The sequence below is a fragment of the Candidatus Planktophila lacus genome (genome assembly GCF_002288385.1).
Taxonomy (GTDB): domain Bacteria; phylum Actinomycetota; class Actinomycetes; order Nanopelagicales; family Nanopelagicaceae; genus Planktophila; species Planktophila lacus_D.
In genome coordinates, this window is the sequence record NZ_CP016783.1 from 1,092,849 (window position 1) to 1,111,609 (window position 18,761).

19 protein-coding genes are annotated in these 18,761 nt (G+C 49.4%); 2 read left to right on the forward strand and 17 right to left on the reverse strand.

The genetic code is table 11. The annotated features are described in order from the left end of the window. Positions 1-22: 22 nt before the first annotated feature. From purH to pcrA, 6 genes are all read right to left on the reverse strand, one after another. Positions 23-1,564: a bifunctional phosphoribosylaminoimidazolecarboxamide formyltransferase/IMP cyclohydrolase gene (gene purH, locus A1sIIB60_RS05500; RefSeq protein WP_095689431.1), complete on the reverse strand. Its 1,542-nt coding sequence runs from the start codon at positions 1,562-1,564 to the stop codon at positions 23-25. Then, entirely contained in the window at positions 1,561-2,136 is a 576-nt protein-coding gene (gene purN / locus A1sIIB60_RS05505; RefSeq protein WP_095689432.1) for a phosphoribosylglycinamide formyltransferase, read from the reverse strand. Before purN ends, purH begins: the two co-directional genes overlap by 4 nt. Continuing rightward, on the reverse strand, positions 2,133-3,209 hold the full coding sequence (locus tag A1sIIB60_RS05510) for a cell division protein PerM (RefSeq protein WP_223298667.1): 1,077 nt from the start codon (positions 3,207-3,209) through the stop codon (positions 2,133-2,135). The genes purN and A1sIIB60_RS05510 overlap by 4 nt, the downstream gene beginning before the upstream one ends. 7 nt (positions 3,210-3,216) lie before the next feature. After that, positions 3,217-4,098, reverse strand: a complete 882-nt coding sequence (gene sucD, locus A1sIIB60_RS05515; protein WP_095689433.1) for a succinate--CoA ligase subunit alpha — start codon at positions 4,096-4,098, stop codon at positions 3,217-3,219. Beyond that, on the reverse strand, positions 4,098-5,264 hold the full coding sequence (gene sucC, locus A1sIIB60_RS05520) for an ADP-forming succinate--CoA ligase subunit beta (RefSeq protein ID WP_095689434.1): 1,167 nt from the start codon (positions 5,262-5,264) through the stop codon (positions 4,098-4,100). The genes sucD and sucC overlap by 1 nt, the downstream gene beginning before the upstream one ends. A gap of 76 nt (positions 5,265-5,340) precedes the next feature. Next, positions 5,341-7,620: a DNA helicase PcrA gene (gene pcrA, locus A1sIIB60_RS05525; protein ID WP_095689652.1), complete on the reverse strand. Its 2,280-nt coding sequence runs from the start codon at positions 7,618-7,620 to the stop codon at positions 5,341-5,343. 28 nt (positions 7,621-7,648) lie between these two features. Between pcrA and A1sIIB60_RS05530 the strand changes: the two genes are divergently transcribed. Next, on the forward strand, positions 7,649-8,374 hold the full coding sequence (locus A1sIIB60_RS05530) for a PIG-L deacetylase family protein (RefSeq protein ID WP_095689435.1): 726 nt from the start codon (positions 7,649-7,651) through the stop codon (positions 8,372-8,374). A 13-nt stretch (positions 8,375-8,387) separates the two neighbouring features. Here A1sIIB60_RS05530 and A1sIIB60_RS05535 read toward each other — a convergent pair whose 3' ends face one another. From A1sIIB60_RS05535 to A1sIIB60_RS05555, 5 genes are read right to left on the reverse strand one after another with little or no spacing between them, the layout of a single operon-like run. Next, positions 8,388-9,065 (reverse strand): peptidylprolyl isomerase, encoded by a 678-nt coding sequence (locus A1sIIB60_RS05535; RefSeq protein ID WP_095689436.1) that lies wholly within the window; start codon positions 9,063-9,065, stop codon positions 8,388-8,390. A 10-nt stretch (positions 9,066-9,075) separates the two neighbouring features. Beyond that, on the reverse strand, positions 9,076-10,629 hold the full coding sequence (gene guaA, locus A1sIIB60_RS05540; protein WP_095689437.1) for a glutamine-hydrolyzing GMP synthase: 1,554 nt from the start codon (positions 10,627-10,629) through the stop codon (positions 9,076-9,078). Further along, positions 10,630-11,739, reverse strand: coding sequence for a GuaB3 family IMP dehydrogenase-related protein (locus tag A1sIIB60_RS05545; RefSeq protein ID WP_095689438.1), 1,110 nt, complete (start codon positions 11,737-11,739; stop codon positions 10,630-10,632). It abuts the gene before it with no gap. Positions 11,740-11,750: 11 nt separating this feature from the next. Next, entirely contained in the window at positions 11,751-12,866 is a 1,116-nt protein-coding gene (guaB, locus tag A1sIIB60_RS05550) for an IMP dehydrogenase (protein ID WP_095689439.1), read from the reverse strand. Between the two features lie 44 nt (positions 12,867-12,910). Beyond that, positions 12,911-13,786: a MerR family transcriptional regulator gene (locus A1sIIB60_RS05555; RefSeq protein ID WP_095689440.1), complete on the reverse strand. Its 876-nt coding sequence runs from the start codon at positions 13,784-13,786 to the stop codon at positions 12,911-12,913. A 146-nt stretch (positions 13,787-13,932) separates the two neighbouring features. On the opposite strand from A1sIIB60_RS05555, the gene A1sIIB60_RS05560 reads away from it, so the two are divergent. Then, complete coding sequence (locus tag A1sIIB60_RS05560) at positions 13,933-14,232, forward strand: WhiB family transcriptional regulator (RefSeq protein ID WP_095689441.1); 300 nt, start codon at positions 13,933-13,935, stop codon at positions 14,230-14,232. Positions 14,233-14,290: 58 nt separating this feature from the next. Here A1sIIB60_RS05560 and groL read toward each other — a convergent pair whose 3' ends face one another. The 6 genes from groL to tsaE are packed head-to-tail and all read right to left on the reverse strand — an operon-like array spanning position 14,291 to position 18,727. Then, positions 14,291-15,928, reverse strand: coding sequence for a chaperonin GroEL (groL, locus tag A1sIIB60_RS05565; RefSeq protein WP_095689442.1), 1,638 nt, complete (start codon positions 15,926-15,928; stop codon positions 14,291-14,293). A gap of 2 nt (positions 15,929-15,930) precedes the next feature. Continuing rightward, positions 15,931-16,224, reverse strand: a complete 294-nt coding sequence (gene groES, locus A1sIIB60_RS05570; RefSeq protein WP_095526936.1) for a co-chaperone GroES — start codon at positions 16,222-16,224, stop codon at positions 15,931-15,933. Between the two features lie 52 nt (positions 16,225-16,276). Continuing rightward, a complete protein-coding gene (gene tsaD, locus A1sIIB60_RS05575) occupies positions 16,277-17,308 on the reverse strand; it encodes a tRNA (adenosine(37)-N6)-threonylcarbamoyltransferase complex transferase subunit TsaD (protein ID WP_095689443.1) in 1,032 nt (343 codons plus the stop codon). Next, positions 17,305-17,763 (reverse strand): ribosomal protein S18-alanine N-acetyltransferase, encoded by a 459-nt coding sequence (gene rimI, locus A1sIIB60_RS05580; protein WP_095689444.1) that lies wholly within the window; start codon positions 17,761-17,763, stop codon positions 17,305-17,307. Before rimI ends, tsaD begins: the two co-directional genes overlap by 4 nt. After that, positions 17,760-18,293 (reverse strand): tRNA (adenosine(37)-N6)-threonylcarbamoyltransferase complex dimerization subunit type 1 TsaB, encoded by a 534-nt coding sequence (gene tsaB, locus A1sIIB60_RS05585; protein WP_095689445.1) that lies wholly within the window; start codon positions 18,291-18,293, stop codon positions 17,760-17,762. Before tsaB ends, rimI begins: the two co-directional genes overlap by 4 nt. Further along, positions 18,290-18,727 carry a tRNA (adenosine(37)-N6)-threonylcarbamoyltransferase complex ATPase subunit type 1 TsaE gene (gene tsaE / locus A1sIIB60_RS05590; RefSeq protein WP_223298669.1) on the reverse strand — a complete coding sequence of 146 codons (438 nt, stop codon included), beginning with the start codon at positions 18,725-18,727 and terminating at the stop codon, positions 18,290-18,292. The genes tsaB and tsaE overlap by 4 nt, the downstream gene beginning before the upstream one ends. Positions 18,728-18,761: the final 34 nt, after the last annotated feature.

The following is an 18,761-nucleotide window of genomic DNA, read 5'->3' on the forward strand; positions in this document are numbered from 1 at the left end:
GAGTTAGTTGTGGCTAGCGAAATTAGGCGTGCGAGAAGTGGCGGGTATCAGTGAAAAACATTGCAATTCCTGCGGCGTTTGCTGCTGCAATTACTTCTTCATCGCGAACGCTGCCACCTGGCTGCACAATCGCTGTTACACCGGCATCGATCAGAATCTGTAAACCATCTGCAAATGGGAAGAAGGCATCACTTGCCGCAACTGTTCCGGCAACGCGATCACCAGCGCGCGCAACTGCAAGTTTTGCAGAGTCCACGCGATTTACTTGGCCCATTCCGATTCCGATTGCTGCCCCATTGTGTGCCAACAAGATCGCATTGCTCTTAACTGCGCGCACCGAGCGCCAAGCAAATTCGAGATCAGCTAACACTTCAGCGGAAACTGCAGCACCTGTCACTTGCTTCCAGTTAGCTGGAGAATCACCTTCGGCGCTGATCTTGTCGGTATCTTGAAGAAGTACTCCACCTGATACGGGGCGAATTTCAAAGGGCGATAGAAAGGTATTAGCGCAGGTGAGAATTCTGATGGAAGGTTTACGCATCAGAATTTCCAACGCTGCTGGTTCGTACTCTGGAGCGATTATTACTTCAGTAAAAATCTGAGACAGCGGTTCGGCCATAGCAACGGTTACTTTGCGATTTGCTGCTACGACTCCCCCAAATGCTGAAACGGGATCACATGCATGCGCTGCTAAATAAGCGCTAGCGATATCTTTACCAGTTGCTATTCCACATGGGTTGGCATGTTTAATGATTGCAACACAAGGCTGTTGGTGATCTAACGCTGCGCGCCAAGCGGCATCAGCATCGGTGTAGTTATTAAATGACATCTCTTTGCCATGGCTCTGCACGGCGTTAACAATTCCCGGAGGACCACCGCGATAGATCGCCGCCTTTTGATGTGGGTTCTCGCCATAACGAAGTGAACTCTCACGGTTCCAGATCAAGCCAAACCAATCTGGAATATCGGTGCTGATCTGTGTGCCAAGCCAAGATGCAATTGTTAAATCGTATTCAGCGGTGGTGCGAAAGACTTCTAGGGCAAAGCGGCGACGTTCATCGAGCGTAGTTCCGCCAGCTTTAATCGCTGTAAACAGATCGTCGTACTGTGAAACTTTTGAGATAACAGCAACTGAGCCGTGGTTCTTAGCTGCACCGCGCAACATCGAAGGACCGCCGATATCAATTTGTTCAATGCACTCGACATATTCAGCGCCCGACATAATCGTCTGTAAGAACGGATAAAGGTTAATTACAACTAAATCAAAGGGTTCGATATCTAAATCTGCGATCGCCGCTAAATGTTCGGGATTCTCTTGATCAGCCAAAATTCCTGAGTGGATCTTGGGATGTAGGGTCTTTACGCGACCACCCATGATCTCGGGAAAGCCGGTGTAAGAACTGACTTCGGTAACTGCGTAACCTGCTTGGGCTAAAGTCTTTGCTGTAGATCCAGTTGAAAGAATTTCGATCTTGGCATCTGTTAATACTTTGCCGAGTTCCAAAAGGCGATCTTTATCGTAAACGCTTACCAGCGCCCGACGAATAGCTTTACGATCACTCATGAAAACCTCAAAACATCGGTAAGTAGCTTCTGCAACGTCGCGACATAGAGACGTCTTTCGACAATCTTAATGCGTTCATGCAGCGACTCTTCAGTATCGCTAGGCGTAATCTCAACTTCTTCCTGAGCGATTATGGCGCCGGTATCTACACCAGCATCAACCCAGTGGATTGTGGTTCCAGTTTTTCTGGCGCCGGCAGCCAGGGCATCTCGAACCGCGTGGGCGCCTGGAAAGAGCGGTAACAACGCCGGGTGGCTATTTACGATCTTAAATTTGCTTACGCATTCGGCAGAGAGAATTCGCATAAAGCCTGCGCTTGCGATGAGATCGGGTTGTAGATCAGTTAGCGCTGCAACAATTTCTTTATCCCAGTCCGTACGATTTTCGGTCATCGCAATAATTTTGGTTGGAATTCCTGCCGCTTCGGCGCGTTCTAAAACTCTGGCACTTGCTTGATCGGAGATAACGCAGACGATCTCGGCCTTTAACTCACCGCTGTGCTGCGCATCGATTATTGCTTGGGCGATACTTCCGCTTCCTGAAGCAAGTATGACGATGCGCGGATTGGTCATCGTTTAGTGCGAATTCTTATCTGCGGCAGTAGAACTACTAGCGCAATCCCGATCGCTATTTCTAATGCAATTGAAAGCGTGAACTTCCAGATCGATAATCCAACCGCGCTCATCGCTGGCGTCATTAACGAACCGCTGGTTAGATAACTTAAAAGAGCGGTTGCGATCAAGAGCTGCACGAAACTTTGAATAAGTGTTGTGGTACTAGAGCTCTGTGCCCAGATCGCAAGAGCAGCGCCTACGACTACAACTAGTGCGACCGCAATTAGCGCCCACCGTGAAGAAGTTGTAGGAAGCACTGATAGAAGAGGAAGTGCGGGTAGTTCACCTAAGCGATGTGTAAATGGTGAGACCAGAGTTCCAGCGCCAACTGCAAAGCCAGTTCCGGTGAAGTATCCGAGTATCGATAGCGCCGCATTGGGAAGATAGAAAGCATTTAGCGCAAATAGTAAGAAGGAGCCGAGGATTCCTGGCTGTAAGACAATTGAGATATTTTTAAAGGTAGCAGTATTTGTAAAGATTAAGATGGCAAGAATAATAAATGAGAAGCCAAGCAAGATTGCTAGTACTCGGCTTGCCAAAGATGCGGCCTGCGAAATTCGAACTCGTGATCCAGCAGTTAACGTCGCTAGGTATGCAATCCCAAAGGTAAATATGGGCGTTAGATACCACTGTGGTGACACGTTGGTTGAACGGCTAAAGAGCGAAAGAAGTGTTGCGACCAATGCATATTGACCGGCAAAGATTGAACGAACGCTATTAATGTTATGAAAGTCGCCGTGTAATTTACTAAGGGCTTTAGTGAATCCAACTCGAAGCGCAAAGAATGGGATCAACATCGCACCAATCGGAAGGAAAGATAGATACCCAATCGTTGTTCCGCTTAAGTTAAATGGAATGTGGTGCGCACCTAGCCAGAGCCAGAGCGCTGCCCGCATTGGATCTGAAGTATTTCCAGTTGCGCTTCCAGCTGTCGCCCAGGCGATTAGAGATATAAAGGCAAGCGGAAGAAGGATTACAAAGACGCTACGCAAAACCTGTGCAAACGAGACCGCTAGGACACGTTGCAACATTTGACCGCTAGCGACCGAGTATGGCGCGCATTAAGCGCGCAGTTTCACTTGGAGTTTGTCCGACCTTAACGCCAGCTGCCTCAAGAGCATCTTTCTTTGCTTGCGCAGTTCCAGATGACCCAGAAACGATTGCGCCTGCATGGCCCATCGTCTTTCCTTCTGGCGCAGTAAATCCAGCGACGTAACCTACAACTGGCTTGGTTACATATTCAGCGATAAATGCAGCAGCGCGCTCTTCAGCATCTCCGCCGATTTCACCGATCATAACAATTGCAGTTGTATCAGGATCATCTTGAAAAGCCTTTAGGCAATCAATATGTGTTGTACCGATTACGGGATCTCCACCGATACCAACTGCAGTAGAAAATCCAATATCGCGAAGTTCGTACATCATTTGGTAGGTAAGAGTTCCGGACTTAGAAACTAATCCGATTGGTCCGCGCTTGGTGATATCTGCAGGGATGATTCCGACATTTGACTGTTCTGGGCTGATCAGACCTGGGCAGTTTGGCCCGATGATCTGAGTTGTGCCTTTTTGAACTGAATATGCGTAGAAGTATGCAGAGTCATGAACTGGAATACCTTCGGTGATCACAACAACGAGAGGCATCTTGGCATCAATCGCATCGATGACCGCAGCCTTTGCAAACTTTGGCGGAACGAATACAACTGAAACATTTGCGCCAGTTGCAGCCATTGCCTCAGCAACGGTGTTAAAGACTGGAAGTTGATGGCCATCGATATCGACAACCTGTCCACCCTTACCTGGCGTAACTCCACCAACAACTTTGGTGCCTGATGCCAACATGCGACGGGTGTGCTTGGTTCCTTCGGAACCAGTCATTCCCTGAACGATTATCTTGCTTGCAGAATTGATAAAGATTGACATTACTTTGCCGCCAATTCTGCAGCGCGTGATGCTGCTCCATCCATAGTTTCAGCTTGCTCAATCAACGGGTGATTGGCTGCCTTCAAAATTGCGCGACCTTCAAGGACGTTGTTGCCATCAAGGCGAACAACGATTGGCTTAGTGGCCTTTGCGCCAAGTAGTTCAAGTGCTTGAACGATGCCGTTTGCAACAGCATCACAAGCGGTGATTCCGCCGAATACATTTACAAATACGCTCTTTACATCGGGATCACCCAAGATGATTGAGAGTCCATCGGCCATAACTTGGGCAGATGCACCGCCGCCGATGTCGAGGAAGTTTGCCGGGCGCATACCGCCGAATTTTTCACCAGCGTATGCAACGACATCGAGCGTTGACATAACCAGGCCAGCACCGTTGCCGATGATTCCGACCTGACCGTTATCTAGCTTTACGTAATTCAAACCTTTTTCTTTGGCGGCGGCTTCGAGCGCATTTGCCGCATCATGATCTACAAGCGCCTCATGTGTTGGTTGACGAAATTCCGCGTTGTCATCGAGAGTCACTTTGCCATCGAGTGCGATGATGCGACCATCTTCGGTCTTAACAAGCGGGTTGATTTCAACGAGGGTGGCATCTTCAGATTGGAAGGTCTCCCATAGTTTTACAAGAACATCTGCGACTTGATCTGCGATATCTGCTGGGAACTTTGCCTGCGCAACGATCTCTTTCGCTTTTGCAAGTGAAATTCCATCAACAGCGGTTACTGGAACCTTGGCAAGTTTTTCAGGTGCAGTGTGTGCAACTTCTTCGATATCCATACCGCCGGCAACTGATGCCATTACAAGGAATGTACGGTTTGAGCGATCTAGCAAAATCGACATGTAGTACTCGTCCACAATTGGCGCAGCTTGCGCGATCATAACTTTGTGAACAGTGTGGCCCTTGATATCCATTCCGAGAATGGCGCCGGCTTTCTCTTTCGCATCGTTTGCATCAACGGCTAGTTTTACTCCGCCTGCTTTTCCGCGACCGCCAACTTTTACTTGTGCCTTAACAACTACTTTTCCGCCCATTTTGCTAGCAGCAGCGAAGGCTTCATCAGCGGTAGTTGCAACAGCGCCTGCTAAAACAGGTACGCCGTGCTTTTCAAAGAGGTCACGTGCTTGATATTCAAAGAGATCCACAGATAACTACCATTCGAAGAATTACTAGCTCGTCTTTGCGCTAGCGGATATGGGTAATCCTAATCCTTGGTAAAGGCTACAAAACCACAACTGGGGCATAGCGCAGTAAGAGGCGTTTTTCTCCGTATTGGCCGAAGTTGATCGTCGCCTCTGATTTATCGCCTTCACCCGCTAGCGCTACAACTGTGCCGAGACCGAATGTGTCATGTGACACACGCTGACCAACTTCAAGAACCATCGCAGAAGATGTTTTGCCGGTCGCTCTCGGTGGCGGAGTAGTTGGAGTGCGACGGCGAAGTCCAGAACTACCAGATGAAGATGAGGAACGCGCTTCGTTCTTCCATTCGATTAAATCAGTTGGAATTTCATCTAAGAATCTTGAACCAGGGTTGTATTTAGGGGTTCCGAAAGTTAAACGATATTCAGCGCGGGAAATATAGAGTCGTTTTTCCGCGCGCGTTAAACCAACGTATGCCAAGCGACGTTCTTCTTCAATCTCTTTGGGATCATCCAAGGTGCGGGCATGCGGAAAGATTCCATCTTCCATGCCGGTTAGAAATACCGTTGGAAATTCCAGACCCTTTGCGGTGTGCAGAGTCATCAAGGTAACAACTCCCCCGTGATCTTCACCGTCCGGCAATCCATTCAATCCCGAATCGCTTTGCTTATCGGGAATGTCGTCTGCATCGGCAACTAGCGAAACTTTTTCCAGGAATCCTGAGAGTGAAATTTCTTCATCTTCACCAAGTTCTTCAAAGGGACGCTCTTCATATTCCATTGATGCCGAGACAAGTTCCTTTAAGTTTTCAACTCGTACTTCATCTTGCGGATCGGTGCTGGCCTCAAGTTCAGTCAGTAACCCTGATTGTTCAAGCACCGCTTCGATAATCACAGATGGCTTGGTCTTGGCTTCAACGAGTACAGAAAGGGCGGTAAGCATTGAGGTAAATGTGCCGATGGATTGCGCCGCTTTATTGGGAACACTTGTTGCCTCAGTAACGCGCAGCAGCGCTTGCCAGAAAGAGATTCCGTTGGCCTGAGAAAAGATTTCCACTTCTTCGAGGGCGCGATCGCCAACCCCACGTTTTGGAAAGTTGATGATGCGGCGTAGTGAGACTTCATCATCTGGATTAGCCAGTACGCGCAGGTAGGCGAGGAGATCTTTAACTTCTTTCCGTTCATAGAAACGCAAACCACCCACGACTTTGTAAGGAATGGCAGCGCGCATAAAGATCTCTTCAAAGATACGAGATTGGGCATTTGTACGATAGAAAACCGCAGTATCTCCTGGATTGGAGTAACCCATATCTTGCAGTGAGCGGATCTCAGACTTTACGAATTCAGCTTCGTCATATTCGGATTCGGCGACATAACCAACTAGCGGCGCACCAGAACCGGCATCAGACCACAAGTTCTTCTCTTTGCGAGATTCATTCTGGGTAATAACTGCGTTCGCTGCATTAAGGATATTTTGTGTTGAACGATAGTTTTGCTCTAGTAACACGGTGGCAGCATTTGGATAGTCGACTTCGAATTGCAAAATATTGCGGATCGTTGCGCCTCGGAAACCGTAGATAGATTGGTCGGCATCTCCCACCACACAAAGCTCGGCAACTGGAAAACCATCGCCTTCGGTGCCGGTGAGCTCTTTAACTAAGACGTATTGTGCGTGGTTGGTGTCCTGGTACTCATCCACCAGAATGTGGCGAAAGCGGGAACGGAAGCGCGCCTTGGTTTCAGGGAATTGCTGCAAAACCTGCACGGTCTTCATAATCAAATCATCAAAATCTAACGCGTTTGCCTGTTTCAGGCGCTTTTCATACATCGTATAAACATCGGCGACGATAGTTTCGAATTGATTCTGCGCTGCAGATAGGTATTGATAAGGAGTTTGTAGCTCGTTCTTGGCGTTGGAAATAAGTGATTGGAATTGGCGCGCTGGATAGCGCTTGGGATCTAGGTTTAAAGTCTCCATTACCCGCGAAATTAACTTCTGCGAATCAGCAGAGTCGTAGATACTGAATGTACTGCTGTAACCCAGACGTTCGATCTCTTGGCGAAGCAAGCGCACGCAAGCAGAGTGAAAAGTTGAGACCCACATTGATTTTGCGATCGGACCTACAAGTTCGGTGACGCGATCTTTCATCTCACCAGCTGCTTTATTGGTAAAGGTGATCGCCAAAATTTCGTAGGGTTTAACTGAACGAGCCGCCATTAAGTAAGCGATACGACGAGTTAGAACTCGCGTCTTTCCAGAACCCGCACCTGCCACCACTAAAAGAGGTGCGCCTTCGCTGGCAACCGCTTTCTGCTGCTGCGGATTGAGCCCCGCCAGTAGCGCTTGCGTATCAACCATGGCGCGGAGTCTATTAGGCTTAACTGTCATGGAGCCGCTACCAAATTCAGAGATAAAGCGCGTACTAGTCATCAACGCACATCCCGATGACTCTGATTTTGGCGCATCCGGAACTATCGCCCAATGGGTCAAGGCGGGCATTGAAGTCGCCTATGTCTTCTGCACCAATGGCGATCAAGGCGGCGAAGAATCAGGATTTACCAAAGAGGAGATGCCGGCGATCCGCCAGCGCGAACAACGCGCAGCAGGAGCAGCAATCGGCGTCACCGACATTACATTTTTAAATTATGTTGATGGCCATCTCGAACCAACACTTGGACTTCGTAAAGATATTGTCCGTCGTATTCGCATAAGCAAACCAGATCGCATGGTCTGCCAATCACCAGAGCGCAATTGGGATCGGATCGGCGCAAGCCACCCAGATCATTTAGCTGCCGGTGAAGCTGCGATCCAAGCGGTTTACCCAGATGCACGAAATCCTTTCGCATTTACTGACTTACTTGATAACGAGGGCTTGCAACCACATCGCGTTAAAGAAGTTTGGATGATGGGCTTTGCAAACCCTGATCACTGGGTTGATATCACCGATACCTTTGATTTGAAGATGAAGGCGTTAAACGCACATGCATCACAGACTGCGCACAATAAGGAACTTGAAAATATGGTGCGCGAGTGGGGTCACCGCAACGCTGGAATGGGCGGCTTACCTGAAGGTCGTATCGCTGAAGCCTTTAAGATTATCAATACCAATTAATAAATCTAAAAAATTATCGAACTGTTACCGATTTAATTTCAATTGGCTGTACCGGAATTCCATCGCCCGCGTAGTAAGCGTTTCCGGTTGATTGATCAACTTGGTATGCCCCAACTTTTTCAATGCGCAGCAGGAGCGGCAAACCAGTTTTAATCTTTCCCCAGATTGTGTAGCTCGGTGGCAGCGTTGTGTCCTTATAGACCAAGAAGAACTGGCTGCCGTTGGTATTTGGGCCAGAGTTAGCCATGGCTACTGTTCCTGCGGGATAGGTAAGAATCTTCTTAGTTGGAAGGTTCTCGTCTTTGTAACCTTTCCAAGAACCAGGTGAACCATTTCCTTGCGCAGAAGGATCTCCGCATTGCAGAACGTAGATACCTTCAGTAGTTAGGCGGTGACAGAAAGAGCCATCAAAATATTTTGAGCGCGCAAGTGTTGCGAGGTTGGTAACGGTTTGAGGCGCTGCTGGATCTAGCTCGATAGTAATGACGCCACAATTTGTAGTAATCGTCATCGTTTTAGCAAGTTTCTTATCAACGCTAGTTGGCTGCTTAAGCGTTGCTGGCACATGCGCCTTCGCAGTTGGCTTAGCGCAACCCTTAACTGAAGTTGGGCGCTCAGCGGCTGTCGAAGTAACAGGAGCTAACGAAGCCACGGCGATTGCCAAGGCACAGAGCGCAGACATTCTTTTCATAGTCGAGTTCCTACTCCCATTCGATCGTTCCAGGCGGCTTACTAGTTACATCAAGTACAACGCGATTTACTTCGCGAACCTCATTGGTAATTCTCGTAGAAATCTTCTCTAGAGTTTCGTAAGGCACGCGCGACCAATCTGCAGTCATCGCATCTTCACTTGATACTGGACGCAAAACTATTGGGTGGCCATAAGTACGGCCATCACCTTGCACACCAACGCTGCGCACATCCGCCAAGAGAACTACCGGGCATTGCCAGATCTGACGATCAAGTCCTGCCGCCTTTAGCTCTTCGCGCGCAATTAAATCTGCATGGCGCAGAATTTCCAGGCGATCTTGCGTTACTTCACCGATGATGCGGATACCAAGACCCGGACCTGGGAATGGTTGCCGCCAAACGATTTCTTCAGGAAGACCGAGTTCTAAACCGACCTGACGAACTTCATCTTTAAACAAAGTACGAAGTGGCTCTACAAGAGTGAACTTCAAATCATCTGGAAGACCACCAACGTTGTGGTGTGACTTGATATTTGCAGTACCTGTACCGCCACCTGATTCAACAACATCCGGGTAAAGGGTGCCCTGAACTAGGAATTCAACATCTCCCCCAGCGGCAATGTCGCGCGCTGCCTTTTCAAAGGAGCGGATAAATTCACGGCCAATAATCTTGCGCTTAGTTTCCGGATCAGTAACACCAGCAAGGGCACTTAAAAATTGATCAACCGCATCTACAACAACTAGATCAATACCGGTGGCTGCTACAAAGTCTCGCTGTACTTGTTCGGATTCGCCACTGCGCAACAATCCGTGATCTACGAATACGCAGGTCAACTGTGATCCGACTGCGCGCTGCACGATTGCGGCAGCAACTGCTGAATCAACGCCACCTGAAAGTCCGCAGATAACGCGCTTGCTGCCAATGAGCGCCTTCGCTTTAGCAACTTCATTCTCGGCAATGTTTCCGGTTGTCCAGTTTGGTGTGCAACCGGCAATATTGATCAACCAGTTTTTCAGGATTGCCTGGCCATGTTCTGAGTGAAGAACTTCGGGGTGGAACTGCACGCCAGCGATTTTTCCGGTGGCATCTTCAAATGCTGCGATAGGAGTATCAGCTGTTACTGCACAGATTGTGAATCCAGCAGGTGCTTGTGTAACGGCATCGCCGTGCGACATCCAAACGCTCTGTGACGCAGGTAGCGTTGCAAAGATCTTCGAACTTACTTCTGCCTTAATTTCAGTGCGGCCGAATTCTGATTTACCTGTCTGGCTTACAACGCCGCCAAGTGCTGCCGCCATCGCTTGGAAGCCGTAACAAATTCCAAATACTGGAATACCAAGTTTGAGAATTTCAGCATCGAACTTTGGCGCGCGACCTGCATAAACGCTTGAAGGCCCGCCCGATAGAACAATTGCTGATGGCGCCTTGGCCGAAACTTCTGCAGCGGTGATATGTGATGGAACAATTTCCGAGAAAACATTTGCTTCGCGAACTCGGCGTGCGATCAACTGCGCATATTGCGCACCGAAATCAACGACCAGTACGCCGTTCTGCGAATTACTCATTTACGCTCCGTGAATGATTACTTCTACGCGCTGGAATGACTTAACATCTGAATAACCAGAAGTTGCCATTGCGCGACGAAGTGCGCCAAAGAGGTTCATTGAGCCATCAGATGTATGTGATGGTCCGTTAAGAATTTCTTCGAGTGTGCCAACGGTGCCAACGTTTACGCGTTCGCCACGTGGAAGTTCTTGGTGATGTGCTTCAGATCCCCAATGCCAGCCGAGTCCGGGCGCCTGTGTTGCCTTCGCAAGTGGGGAGCCCATCATTACTGCATCTGCGCCAACGGCAATTGCCTTTGCGATATCGCCAGAGCGACCAACTGAACCGTCTGCAATAACGTGAACATATCGTCCACCTGATTCATCTAAATATTCACGGCGCGCTGCAGCAACTTCAGCAACAGCAGATGCCATCGGAACTTCGATACCTAAAACTTTACGAGTCGTGTGTGCAGCACCGCCACCGAAACCAACTAGAACACCAGCTGCTCCTGCGCGCATCAAGTGCAGCGCACCTGTTGCAGTAGCAACTCCACCAACAATTACTGGCACATCGAGTTCGTAGATGAATTTCTTAAGGTTTAGCGCTGAGTCATCGTTACCAACGTGCTCTGCAGAAACTGTTGTTCCACGAATTACGAAGATATCTACACCAGCATCGATAACTGCCTTGTGAAGTTCAGCGGTGCGCTGTGGGGAAAGTGATGCCGCAACTGTGACACCTGAGTCGCGAATTGTTTTGATGCGCTCTTTGATTAACTCTGGGCGAATTGGCGCGCTGTAAATTTCTTGCATGCGACGAGTGGCATGCTTATCTGGCATTGATGCTATTTCACCAAGTGGAATACGTGGATCGTCATAACGAGTCCAGAGGCCTTCTAGGTTTAGAACGCCGAGTCCGCCGAGCTTTCCAATTTCAATTGCAGTTTCAGGAGAAACAACAGAGTCCATTGGCGCTGCCATCATTGGAATATCAAATTTATAAGCATCGATCTGCCAAGCAGTTGAAACATCTTCGGGGTTGCGAGTACGGCGGCTTGGAACGATGGCGATATCGTCAAATGAGTAAGCCTGGCGGGCGCGTTTTCCTGGTGCGATCTCGATATCCATGGCGGCCTTCCTTAGCTCTTCTTGCTGTAATTAGGGGCATCGGCAACGTGCAAGACATCGTGAGGATGGCTCTCTTGTAGCCCTGCTGCAGTAATTTGAATCAAGCGACCTTCACGGCGCAGCGTTTCGATATCGGGTGCGCCGGCATAACCCATTCCGCTGCGCAGACCGCCAACGAGTTGGTGCACAACTTCAGCAACTGGGCCGCGGTAGGCAACTCTTCCTTCGATACCTTCAGGGACAAGTTTGTCTTCAGATAAAACATCGTCTTGCATGTAGCGATCTTTGGAATATGACTTCTGTTCTCCGCGAGATTGCATCGCACCTAGTGAACCCATGCCGCGATATGCCTTGTACTTTCGGCCATCGATTTCAACGAGTTGTCCTGGTGATTCTTCGCAACCGGCAAGAAGTGAACCAAGCATTACTGAATTTGCGCCAGCAACAATTGCCTTAACAATGTCACCTGAATATTGAAGACCACCATCTGCGATTAGCGGAATGCCGGCCTTGTTACATGCCTTAGCTGCTTCCATGATTGCGGTGATTTGTGGAACACCGACACCTGCAACAACGCGCGTTGTGCAGATTGATCCGGGGCCAACGCCAACCTTTACCGCATCAGCACCTGCGTTAATTAGCGCTTGTGCGCCTGCACGCGTTGCGACGTTGCCACCGATAATTTCGATAGTGGACGAAAACTTTTTTATGCGTTCGATCGCATCTAATACAGCGCGGTGATGGCCATGTGCGGTATCAACAACAACTACATCTACGCCGGCTTCGATTAAAGCCTGTGCACGGGCAAAACCATCATCGCCAACGCCAACTGCTGCACCTGCAAGGCCAACGTTCTTAACTAACTTAACGTGGGTTACTTGTTCTTCGATCGGCAGATTGCGGTGAATGATTCCGATTCCGCCGGCCTTGGCCATAGCGATCGCCATCGTTGATTCGGTAACGGTATCCATCGCAGATGAAATGACCGGAACGGCAAGTGAAATATTTCGAGTTAACCAGGTTGCGGTATTTACTTCGCTGGGAACAACCTCAGAGGCATCTGGCAATAAGAGCACATCGTCGTAAGTCAGCCCGAGCATCGCGACTTTGTCGTTATCGCTGCTCATGGGCCCTCCGAACTATCGTTGAGCGCCCTAGTCTAACTTGAGATTTAGGCTCCGATCGCCTGCTTAATTTGCTCGCAAGCCAGGGTTAAATCATCGGCAAAGGCCACATCAGCGCATTGTTCGCGGTCCCAACCAGGTCCACCCAAGATATAGCGCGGTGCTGGGCGAATCGCAGGAGTGTCGCGGAAGTACATTGGGTCGCCATTTTTTGAAAGCTGTGCCCAAAGGAAAACAGCAGGTGGGGCGCTGCGGGTTACGACATTTGATAGCGCTTCAAGTGGAGTTCGCGCACCTAAGAAATGACACTCCACTTTTATATCAGAGAGGGCGGCATGTAAGGCATGAAGGGCCAAGGTGTGAAGTTCTTCGCCAACAGATGCGAGTAATACAGGGCGAGAATTGATTGGCGTTTTCATCGACTTGGTGCGATCTCGTAAAATTGATGTAACGATCTCAGAAAGTAAGTGCTCTACTTCAATACCAGTGCCGGTTTCAGCCCAGGCATTTCCAACTATGACAAGAACTGGAACAATGACTTCCTGCCAACTATCAATAACCCCGTATTTATCAATATCTTTTCGCAGTATGGATTCAACAAAATTTCGATCGAGCGAATTAGCCGCATTAACAATTGCGGCAACAACATCTTCGCGAACTTCAAAAGTCTTTAAAATCTTTTCTACTTTTACTTCGCCCTTATGCGCCAGCGCTTGTTCGGCTGCTTCAGCGGGTGCAACGCCTGCTGTGATTAACCGGCGCATCAGAGTTAACTTGGCGAGATCACTGGGACAATATCTGCGGTGTTCGCCGGCCTCGTGGCTGGAAGGTCCCAGGCCATAACGGCGAGCCCAGGTCCGCAGAGTGGCAGGGGCTACGCCTATTTGGCGGGCAACGGCTGCAACCGTCAGGAGCTCTTCCATACGCCTATGGTGGCGTGAACTGGCCCACCCCACCACTTGAAACACGCTCGCACAGTGATGAAACGAACAACTTTTGAACCGATAGGTACTTGAACAACCTATGGCGCGGTTGTATGGTTGGGCTACAACAAGGCAAGGAGAAAAACATGGCTGAACTATCACGTCTACCGCTTCCTATCGCAGATCATTGGGAATGGCAGTACGAAGGCGCCTGTCGCGAACTTCCTGCTGAGATGTTCTTTCATCCAGATGGGGAACGCGGCCCACGTCGTCGCAATCGCGAGAATGCAGCGAAGGCTGTCTGCGCAACTTGCCCAGTTATCCAGGCATGCCGTGCACACGCGCTAGCAGTGCAAGAGCCTTACGGAATCTGGGGCGGTTTATCTGAAGATGATCGCGCAGTATTGCTTGGCAAAGAAGGGCCAACGATTTACGAAGCGTCATAAAGATTTAATTAAAAACCCCTCTAACCAAATCGGTTAGCGGGGTTTTTTAATTCCTTACTTAGTGGCTGTGCCCACCGGGACCATGGCTGTGGCCATGTCCGCCAGCTGCATCTGCAACTTCATCTGCTGGACGCTCATATACAACTGCTTCAGTTGTAATGAACATCGCTGCAATTGATGCCGCGTTTGCAAGTGCTGAACGAGTCACCTTAACTGGATCGATTACGCCATCTTTTGCAAGATCGCCGTAGACATCAGTTGCTGCGTTAAAGCCTTCATGGGCCTTAAGCGCGCGAACCTTTGCAACTACAACGTAGCCTTCTAGGCCAGCGTTCTCTGCAATCCAACGAAGTGGTTCATCGCAAGCTTTGCGAACTAGGCGAACACCGACAGCCTTATCGCCAGTGAATCCGAGATCGCCTTCAAGAGCATCAGCTGCATGCACAAGTGCTGCGCCTCCGCCGATAACGATTCCTTCTTCAACTGCTGCGCGAGTTGCTGAGATCGCATCTTCAAGACGGTGCTTCTTCTCTTTCAACTCAACTTCAGTGTGTGCGCCAACTTTGATTACGCAAACGCCACCAGCGAGTTTTGCAACGCGCTCTTGTAGCTTTTCGCGATCCCAGTCAGAGTCGGTGTTAGCGATCTCGTTGCGGATTTCAGCGACGCGTGCAGCAACAACTGCCTTATCCCCTGCTCCATCAACGATCGTTGTTGCATCCTTAGTGATAACGATGCGACGAGCCTTACCGAGATCTTCAATGTTCACCTGATCTAGCTTCATACCAACTTCAGCAGAGATCACTGTGCCGCCGGTCAAGATTGCAATATCTTGCAACATCGCCTTGCGACGATCGCCAAAGCCAGGTGCCTTAACTGCCGCTGATGTAAATACTCCGCGCATGCGGTTTACAACGAGAGTTGAAAGCGCTTCGCCTTCAACATCTTCAGCGATGATCAGAAGTGGCTTATTTGCTTGCGCAACCTTTTCAAGTACTGGCAGCAACTCTGCGAGCGCGGAGATCTTGTTGCCAGAGATCAATACGAAAGCATCCTCGAGGATTGCTTCCATACGATCTTGATCAGTTACGAAATATGGAGAGATGTAACCCTTATCAAATTGCATACCTTCAGTGAACTCGAGTTCGAGCGCTGTGGTTGATGCTTCTTCTACGGTGATTACGCCATCTTTGCCGACCTTGTCCATCGCTTCAGCAATTAACTCGCCGATTGCGCGATCTTGGGCAGAGATAGTTGCAACGTCTGCGATCTGTGCCTTGTCTTTTACGACAGTTGCGTTCTCGGCTAAACGTGCAGATATAGCAACAACTGCTGCTTCGATACCAATCTTTAGATCCATTGGCTGTGCGCCAGCGGCCAGGTTGCGAAGGCCTTCTTTAACCATGGCTTGAGCAAGCACGGTTGCTGTTGTTGTTCCGTCACCAGCAACATCGTTGGTCTTTGTCGCAACTTCCTTTACGAGCTGTGCGCCCATATTTTCTGCTGGATCTGAAAGTTCGATCTCTTTGGCAATTGTCACGCCATCGTTTGTGATGGTTGGTGCGCCAAAAGACTTTGAGATAACAACGTTACGTCCCTTAGGACCTAGTGTTACCTTGACTGTGTCAGCGAGGATATTTACTCCACGCTCCATCGCGCGACGAGCTTTCTCGTCGAATTCAAGAATTTTTCCCATTACTACTTCTCGATTACAGCGAGAATGTCACGGGCTGAAAGTACGAGGTACTCCTCGTTGTTGTACTTAACTTCAGTTCCGCCGTACTTGCTGTAGAGAACAACGTCTCCGACCTTGACATCCATAGGAACGCGAACGCCGTCATCGAAACGACCAGGACCTACGGCAACAACGGTGCCTTCCTGTGGCTTCTCTTTTGCAGTATCAGGGATAACAAGACCTGAAGCTGTGGTTGTCTCAGCCTCTGAGGCCTTTACAACGATGCGATCTTCGAGTGGCTTAATGGCAACTGCCATGGTTTTTTCTCCTTCAATTAGCAGTGTGGGGCTTAGAGTGCTAACTCTAGTTCTAGAGGGCTACGCGCTCAACTTGGAGCGCAGAATCGGCATCGAAGGCCTGTGGGCCAGGTGCGCGGCCGGCAGCGACCATCAGCGAGCCCAGAGCAGCGACCATCGCCCCGTTATCGGTGCAAAGCGCCGGGCTTGGGATCCGCAGACGAACCCCGGCCTTAGCGCAGCGCTCTTCAGCCACTGCACGTAGACGTGAATTCGCAGCAACTCCTCCTGCGATAACAAGTGAATCGATTCCGGTGGCTTTGCATGCAGCGAGTGATTTCTGCAGAAGTACATCGACGATTGATTCTTGGAAAGAGGCAGCGACATCTGCTTTCGCATAATTCGGAGTGCTTTCCAAATAACGAGCAACTGCAGTTTTAAGCCCCGAGAACGAGAAATCATAAGGACGAGTTGCCCAGTCGTTGCTCGTTGTTAAGCCGCGTGGAAAATCGATTGCAGTTGGCGAACCAGAAAGAGCTGTGCGATCGATCGCCGGGCCGCCCGGAAAACCAAGTCCCATAACGCGGGCAATTTTATCGAAAGCTTCACCTGCAGCATCATCCATCGTTGCACCGAGTTTGGTAATCGATGAAGTGATGTCATCTACTTGCAGCAGGGATGAATGTCCACCGCTAACTAACAAAGCGATCGTTGGATCAGTTGGTTGATCGTGAGTTAAGAAATCAACGCTGACGTGCGCTGCTAAATGGTTTACGCCATATAAAGGTTTGCCCAGTCCAAGTGCTAAACCGCTGGCAGATGCAACGCCGACGAGAAGTGCACCAACTAAACCAGGGCCAGCAGTAACTGCCACAGCATCGATATCTTTTAGCGAAATCTTAGAGTCCTTAATTGCCTTTTCAATGCTGGGTAGCATCGCCTCTAAATGTGCTCGGCTCGCGATTTCAGGTACAACTCCCCCGAATCGCGCATGTTCATCAACGCTAGAAGCAATTACATTGGCAAGCAGCGTGCGTCCGCGGACAATGCCGATTGCGGTCTCATCACAGGAAGTCTCAATGCCCAGGACTATTGGCTCGCTCATGCGCCAAACTCCTTACGCATTACAAATGCATCAAGGCCTTGGCCGTAGTAATTCTTACGTGTGGCAATAGTTTGATAACCCAACTTTTCATACAAGGCGATCGCGCCAGCATTTTCAACGCCGACTTCGAGCATCATCGCTGATGCCTCTTTCGATTGCGACCATTTTTCGAGCTCGCCCATGAAGTGCGTAGCAATGCCTTGGCGCGCATATTCAGGCAGTACTGCCACCGTTAATACATCGGCTTCTACGCCAGGTGCCACCACCAAGACAGCGGCATATCCGACGATCTGATCTTGCTCATTTGTAGCAACTAAGAAGTGACGGATAGTCGGAACGCCTTGAAAAGCTTCTTTAAATTGTCCGGTTGTCCATGGTGAATCGGCGAAGAGAACTCGCTCCATTGAAACTAGAACAGGAAGATCGAGTTGGATCGCGGCGCGGTAGCTAATCATTTACGCTCCGCGGTTGGTACTGCATCTGGACGTCGCAAGTACATTGGCTCTGAAACATTTTGTGAAGCACTTAGCGCGACTAACTTCTTTAAACCTGGATACTGATCGATAATGAAGTCACTTACTTCGGCAGGTTTGCTAACTTCAGGGCCAGCAACTCGTTGCCCATCTCTATAACTTGCCCAGTAAATCTCCTTGCGGCGCGCATCGATGGCAACTGTGTATTCGTTTTTTTCAACTGCAATTGCATCCAGTGAACAGACTCCGATCACCGGGATATCGCGGGCAATCGCAAAGCTGCGTGCAAATGTAATTCCCACTCTTAATCCAGTAAACGGTCCTGGCCCCATGCCGACAACTACTTGATCTGGCTTTGGGCAAACCGCTAAGGCTTTGACAACTAATTCGGTTATCGCAAAACCGTGTTCTGTTGCACCTTCATGAAAGCCTTCAAATAAGACTTTATCGCCATCGAGAATTCCAACAATTGTTCGTGAAGTTGCCGTATCAATTGCAAGTGAAATTGTCATAGTTTGAAGCCCGCCCAACGAGGGCCAACTGCGCGAATTGTTACAACTCGGTCCTCAGCGCTGCGATCGATATCTATTTCTAGACGATCATCTGAAAGGCGAGCAGATTCGGTGCCACCCCATTCGATAACCGTAACTGCGCTTTCGCGCGGAGTATCTAAATCCAGATCATCTAAGTAAAGCGCTGCGTTGCCACTTTCAAGTAAGCGATAAGCGTCTACGTGAATTAAAGAGAGTGGGCCTTTATGAATGCGTGAAATAACGAAGGTGGGCGAAGTAACTTCCTGAAAGCCCAACGCTGATCCAATTCCTTGTACAAGAACCGTTTTACCTGCGCCGAGCGGACCATTTAGAAGAATCAAATCACCGGCGCGCAGTTGAGAACCGAGTTGTTGGCCCAGGCCGAACATCTCCTGCGCGGTAGAAATCTTCACTCACGAAGGATAGTTGGTAATAAAAAGTAGAGAA